Origin of the sequence: Stenotrophomonas sp. GD03777 (assembly GCF_029842485.1) — a bacterium.
GTDB classification, from domain to species: Bacteria; Pseudomonadota; Gammaproteobacteria; order Xanthomonadales; family Xanthomonadaceae; genus Stenotrophomonas; species Stenotrophomonas sepilia.
Genome location: NZ_JAOCGL010000163.1, coordinates 1 through 5,561, shown reverse-complemented (window position 1 = coordinate 5,561; position 5,561 = coordinate 1). Strand labels below are relative to the sequence as shown.

Here is a 5,561-nt window from a genome sequence, read left to right as displayed (position 1 = left end):
CGCACTCCGACACCGCCCCGCCATTCCACGGAATGCCCGCTGTTGCCGTTGCTTCGGCTTGAAGCAGGTGCAGGGCTGCAAGCCCTGCAAAAGAACACCCCTTACAGCGGCAGGGGCGCCTGCGCCGGATCGATCCGGCCTTCGCCGCGGGTGATCTTCTTGAACTCGGCACGGCTGACCGACACGTAGCGCTCGTTGCCACCGATCTCCACCTGCGGGCCGTCCTGCACGGCGTGGCCATGCTCGTCCACGCGCACGGTCATCGTCGCCTTCTTGCCGCTGTGGCAGATGGTCTTGATCTCCTGCATCTCGTCGGCCCAGGCCAGCAGGTACTGGCTGCCTTCGAACAGCTCGCCGCGGAAGTCGGTACGAAGGCCGTAGCACAGCACCGGAATGCGCAGCTGGTCGACCACCTCACTGAGCTGCCAGACCTGGGCGCGGGTCAGGAACTGCGCCTCGTCCACCAGCACGCAGCCCATCGGGCCGTTGGCTGCCAGATCCTGCTCCACCCAGCGCTGCAGGTCGGTATCGCGGTCGAAGGCCATGCCGTCAGCGCGCAGGCCGATCCGCGAGGCAACCACGCCGGCGCCGGCACGATCGTCCAGGCGTGGGGTCAGGATCGCCACCCGCATGCCGCGCTCGCGGTAGTTGTGCGCGCTCTGCAGCAGGGTGGTGGTCTTGCCGGCGTTCATCGCCGAGTAGTAGAAGTAGAGCTTGGCCATCGGCCAATTCTAGTCGCCACCCGGCCCGCCGTCGCGGATCGGCCGTGGCCGGGCGATCACGTGCCGGCTGTCGCGTACCCCGGTGCCAGCAGCGCCGAGGCAACGATGGCCTGGCAGGCGTGGCTCATCGCCCCGATCTGGCCAGCTCCTCGTCCTGCCATTGCCGGTAGGCCACCGGGTCCCAGTAGCGCGCCAACTGGTGCTTTTCCGGTTGCAGCACACGGGCCCCCGCATCGCCACGGCCCTGGCTGCGCATGGCGCCGTTCCAGCCGGCGCGGCTGCCGGTCTGCCGCATGCTGCCGGCCCGCAGTTCACGTTCCAGCCGCGGCGTCGCGGCCGGGTCGCCGAACTCGGCATACAGCGCGCGGCCCTCGCGTACCGCGCGCTCGCGCTCGTCGGCGGACAGCGCCTCCCAGAAGCGTTCGCGCTGTACCACCAGCCACTCGGTGCCGCGCTCGGCCGCCAGGTCCATCCATGCATAGCCCAGGGCGCGGTCGACCGGACCGCCCTGCCCGTTCCAGAGCATGTCGGCCAGCGCTGCCTGTGAGAGCTTGTCGCCGTAGCGCGCGGCATTGCGGAAGTCGTTGCGGGCCTCTTCGTGGCGGCCCCGCTCGCGGGCCTGCATGCCGAGCCCACGGAAGCGCAGGTCCGGATGGTAGACGAGGAACTCGTGCGACTGCAGCACGATCGTTTCATAGGCGTCGGCAGGCGGTGCCGGGCTGGACCCGGCCGCAGGCACGGCCAGCAGGCCCAGCAGGGTAGCCACCAGCGGGCGGGCGATGATGTTCAAGGACATGGACCACGCTCCTGTGTTCCGGAGTCGACTCAATACCTTAGGGCCAGGCGTCATGCAAGTCAGGTCGGCCCGCCGGCACCCCGCTACAATCCTGTCCCCATGCACGGTCTCAATCCCCCCCAAGCCGCCGCCGTCCTGCACATCGAAGGCCCCTTGCTGGTGCTCGCCGGCGCCGGCAGCGGCAAGACGCGGGTGATCGTGGAGAAGATCGCCCACCTGATCGGCAGTGGCCGCTATCCGGCGCGCCGCATCGCGGCGATCACCTTCACCAACAAATCGGCCAAGGAAATGCGCGAGCGCGTGGCCAAGCGCCTGCGCGAGCAGGACGCCGACGAGGTGACCATCTGCACCTTCCATGCGCTGGGCCTGAAGTTCCTGCAGATCGAACATGCCGCCGTGGGCCTGAAGCGCGGCTTCTCCATCTTCGATGCCGATGATGCCGCCGCGCAGATCAAGGACCTGATGCACGGCGCCAAGCCCGATGACATCGAGGACATGAAGAACCTGGTGTCGCGCGCGAAGAACGCCGGGCTGTCGCCCGAGCAGGCGATGGCCGCCGCACGCAGCAACCGCGAGAAGGAAGCGGCCAGCGTCTACGAGCGCTACCAGCTGCGGCTGACCGCGTTCAATGCGGTCGATTTCGATGACCTGATCCGCCTGCCGGTGCAGATCCTGGAAGAGAACCCCGAGATCGCCCTGGCCTGGCGCGAGCGCATCGGCTACCTGCTGGTGGACGAATGCCAGGACACCAACGACGCGCAATACCGCCTGCTCAAGCAGCTGGCTGGTGAGAAGGGCAATTTCACCTGCGTGGGAGACGATGACCAGTCGATCTACGCCTGGCGTGGCGCCAACCCGGAGAACCTGCAGCAGATGGGGCGTGACTACCCCACGCTGGAAATCATCAAGCTGGAGCAGAACTACCGCTGCTCCAACCGCGTGCTGCGTGCAGCCAATGCGCTGATCGCCAACAACCCGCACGAACACCTGAAGAAGCTGTGGAGCGACCAGGCCGACGGTGAGCGCATCCGCGTGTGGGAGTGCCGCAACAGTGAGCACGAAGCGGAAAAGGTCGCCGCCGAAATCGCCTTCGTGGCGCAGTCGCGCAACGTGCCGTGGAGTGATTTCTGCATCCTGTTCCGTGGCAACTTCCAGTCGCGGCCGCTGGAAAAGGCGATGCAGCTGCTGCGCATCCCCTACCACCTGACCGGCGGCACGATGTTCCTGGAACGCCAGGAAGTGAAGGACACGCTGGCCTGGCTGCGGCTGCTGGTGAACCCGGACGATGACACCGCGTTCATGCGGGCGGTGCAGTCGCCCAAGCGCGATGTGGGTGCCGGTACGCTGGCCAGGCTGGCCGAGCTGGCGCAGGAAAAGGACATGCCGATGGCGCATGTGGCCGAGACCATCGGCGCCCTGCAGCAGTTGCCGCCGCGCGCGGCCAACAGCCTGGCGCGCTTCACCGACATCCTGCGCGACCTGCGGGCGCAGATGCGCCAGGTGACGTCCGGCGACATGATCCGCAAGGTGGCCAAGGAATCGGGGTTGCTGAGCGAGCTGCGCCAGCAGGCCAAGGAAGAGGCCAGCTACCAGCGCCGGGCGAACAACATCGAGGAACTGGCGCAGTGGTTCGAGGGCGGCCCGCGCGGTGCCACCGCCGCCGACCTGGCCGGCCAGCTGGCGCTGCTCTCGCGCAGCGACAAGGACGAGGGCGGCAACCAGGTGCGCATGATGACCATGCACGCCTCCAAGGGCCTGGAATTCCCGTACGTGTTCATCGTCGGCTGCGAGGACGGCGTGTTGCCGCACCAGGTCAGCCTGGACGAGGGCAACCTGCAGGAAGAACGTCGCCTGCTGTACGTGGGCATCACCCGCGCCAAGATCCAGCTGTGGATGAGTTACAGCAAGCTCACGCGCAAGTTCGGCGAGCATGTGCGGCTGAAGCCGAGCCGGTTCTTCGATGAGATCCCGGCCGAGGAGATCCAGCGCGATGGCGCGGACCCGGTGGCGGATGCGGCGCGGAAGAAGGAACGGGCGAGCGCGGGGTTGGCGGCGATCGAGGCGCTGTTCGATTGAGGATCGAAAAGCCACTAAAGTGGTATTCCAATCCGTCCGATTGACGCTTCTGGCCTTGAGCCTGCATCGGGTTAAGGCCTAGTGTGAGCGCACCCGAAGTGCGCGCCGTGTCTTTCATCGTGTCCAACGACATCCCTCCTGTTCTCACCCGTACCTTCGTCGGGCTGGGCCTGGTCCTGCTTGTTTCAGCGCTTCTGGCCTACGTTGGGGCCAGGCGCTTCCTCGATGCGGCGGTCATTGCCGATGGCAGGATCACCCATGTGGATGCCGTCAGCGTTGATCGCGGTGGTTCGCGCACTTCAGGGGTGAAGTTCCTGTACTGGGTGGACTTCACTACCAGCAGCGGGCAAGTGATGCGGTTCTTCGCAGGTCGTACCAGCCGTCGTGCCTACATGACGGGCGATCATGTAGATGTGCTGTACCTGCCGGACCGCCCGGACAAGGCCCTGGTGCGTTCGCTCTCATCACCCTGGGGCCTGAGCGTCATACTGGGATTGGGCGGCGGCCCATTCCTGCTGGCGGCGGGACTTCTGCGCCTGCCGCAGGCGGCGAGGGCATGGCGGCGCAGGCAGCTCCTTCGCCACGGGACACGGGTGCAAGCCAAGGTCCGGGCGATCAAGCGCGATCGCGGAGTATTTTCGGGGGGAAGGCATCCGTTCGTCATCGTCTGCGCCTGGCGCGATCCTGAAACCACTCGATGGCATGTCTTCCACAGTGCGTATCTCTGGGCCGATCCCCGTGCACAGGTGAGTGGGCGTGAACTGGATGTCCATGTCATGCCGGGCAATCCGCGCTACTACCATGTCGATACCTCCTTCATTCGATCAGCGCCGGCACCTGCACGCTGATCGATCAACCCGGCAGCACCATGCCCACCCTCCTCAGATGTTTTTTGCTGTTTTTCTTTGCCGTGGGCCTGCTGACCCTTCTGGCCGCCGCCTGGCTGTTCGTGGACGTCCAGCGTTTCGCGCGCAAGGCCGTTTCCGTAACCGGAACGGTGGTGGCCGTCCAGGCAGAGGATGCCCGGTCGGAAATGGAGGGGATGCCCGCACGTGACATCACCCTGCATCGCCCGGTGGTGAGGTTCCAGACCGCACAGGGGCAGATGATTCAGTTCACCGCGTCCTTTGCTACCGGGGCACCACTGTACGTGGTCGGCGAACAGGTACAGGTGCTGTATCCCGGCGGCATGCCTTCCAAGGCTCGTATCCAGCACCCGGGATTGCGCTGGGGCGCACCGCTGCTGTTGGCGCTGATGGGCATGGGGTTCTGCCTGATCGCCGCATGCGTCCATCGCCTGTGCGTGCGCTACTGGCCGATCCTGTTCGGCCCGCGTGACGGGGCATGTGGCTAGGCTGAGCATCGTAGTGGCCCACTTGGCCTGAGCGTGCTGCACGGCGGGCGCTGGCGTTGCAAAATCGAGGTATTCCTTCCGGAGCCCACCCATGCATCCCATCGAAAGCGAACGCCTGCGGCTGCGCCGCCTGGAACCAGACCGGGATGCTGCGCCGATGCTGGCACTGCTCAACGATCCAGGCTTCCTGCGTTTCATCGGTGATCGCAACGTGCGCAGCGAGGAGCAGGCGCGGGAGTACATCGCGCTGCGCGTGCTGCGCAGCTATGCGTTGAACGGCTTCGGCATGTATGCGATCGAGCGCCTGGCCGATGGCGCGTGGCTGGGTAACGCCGGCCTGGTGCGGCGTGATGGCCTGCCGGGGCCGGATATCGGCTATGCGGTGCTCTCGGAATTTGCCGGGCAGGGCTACGCCGGTGAGGCGGCGCGTGCGGTGTTCGCGCATGCACGCGGAGCGCTGAGCTTGCGGAATCTGTATGGCATTACCGATCTGGACAACGTGGTGTCCGGGAAGATCCTGCTGGGCTTGGGCATGCAGGAGCGCGGAGTGATCCAGCTGCCGGGCGTGGACAGTCCGAGCCGGCTGTATGCCACGCCGGGAGCGGCGGAGGTC

The 5,561-nt window shown here is 66.3% G+C and carries 6 protein-coding genes; 4 read left to right on the top strand and 2 right to left on the bottom strand.

The window, feature by feature from the left end:
• Positions 1 to 101 precede the first annotated feature (101 nt).
• Together N5E02_RS19850 and N5E02_RS19845 are read right to left on the bottom strand one after the other, a co-directional pair.
• The gene (locus N5E02_RS19850) at positions 102 to 722 is read right to left on the bottom strand and encodes a thymidine kinase (protein ID WP_005421101.1); all 621 of its coding nucleotides are present in this window, start codon (positions 720 to 722) and stop codon (positions 102 to 104) included.
• Positions 723 to 846: 124 nt separating this feature from the next.
• A complete protein-coding gene (locus tag N5E02_RS19845; protein WP_005421099.1) occupies positions 847 to 1,518 on the bottom strand; it encodes an SEL1-like repeat protein in 672 nt (223 codons plus the stop codon).
• A 99-nt stretch (positions 1,519 to 1,617) separates the two neighbouring features.
• Here N5E02_RS19845 and N5E02_RS19840 point away from each other — a divergent pair, with 99 nt between their 5' ends.
• The 4 genes from N5E02_RS19840 to N5E02_RS19825 form a co-directional block, all read left to right on the top strand.
• Entirely contained in the window at positions 1,618 to 3,594 is a 1,977-nt protein-coding gene (locus tag N5E02_RS19840; protein ID WP_095378496.1) for a UvrD-helicase domain-containing protein, read from the top strand.
• Positions 3,595 to 3,677: 83 nt separating this feature from the next.
• Positions 3,678 to 4,442, top strand: coding sequence for a DUF3592 domain-containing protein (locus N5E02_RS19835; RefSeq protein WP_164214006.1), 765 nt, complete (start codon positions 3,678 to 3,680; stop codon positions 4,440 to 4,442).
• A gap of 20 nt (positions 4,443 to 4,462) precedes the next feature.
• A complete protein-coding gene (locus N5E02_RS19830) occupies positions 4,463 to 4,948 on the top strand; it encodes a DUF3592 domain-containing protein (protein ID WP_095378490.1) in 486 nt (161 codons plus the stop codon).
• A gap of 91 nt (positions 4,949 to 5,039) precedes the next feature.
• Positions 5,040 to 5,561 (top strand): GNAT family N-acetyltransferase (locus N5E02_RS19825; protein ID WP_139726561.1); only part of this gene is annotated, 522 nt, incomplete at its 3' end.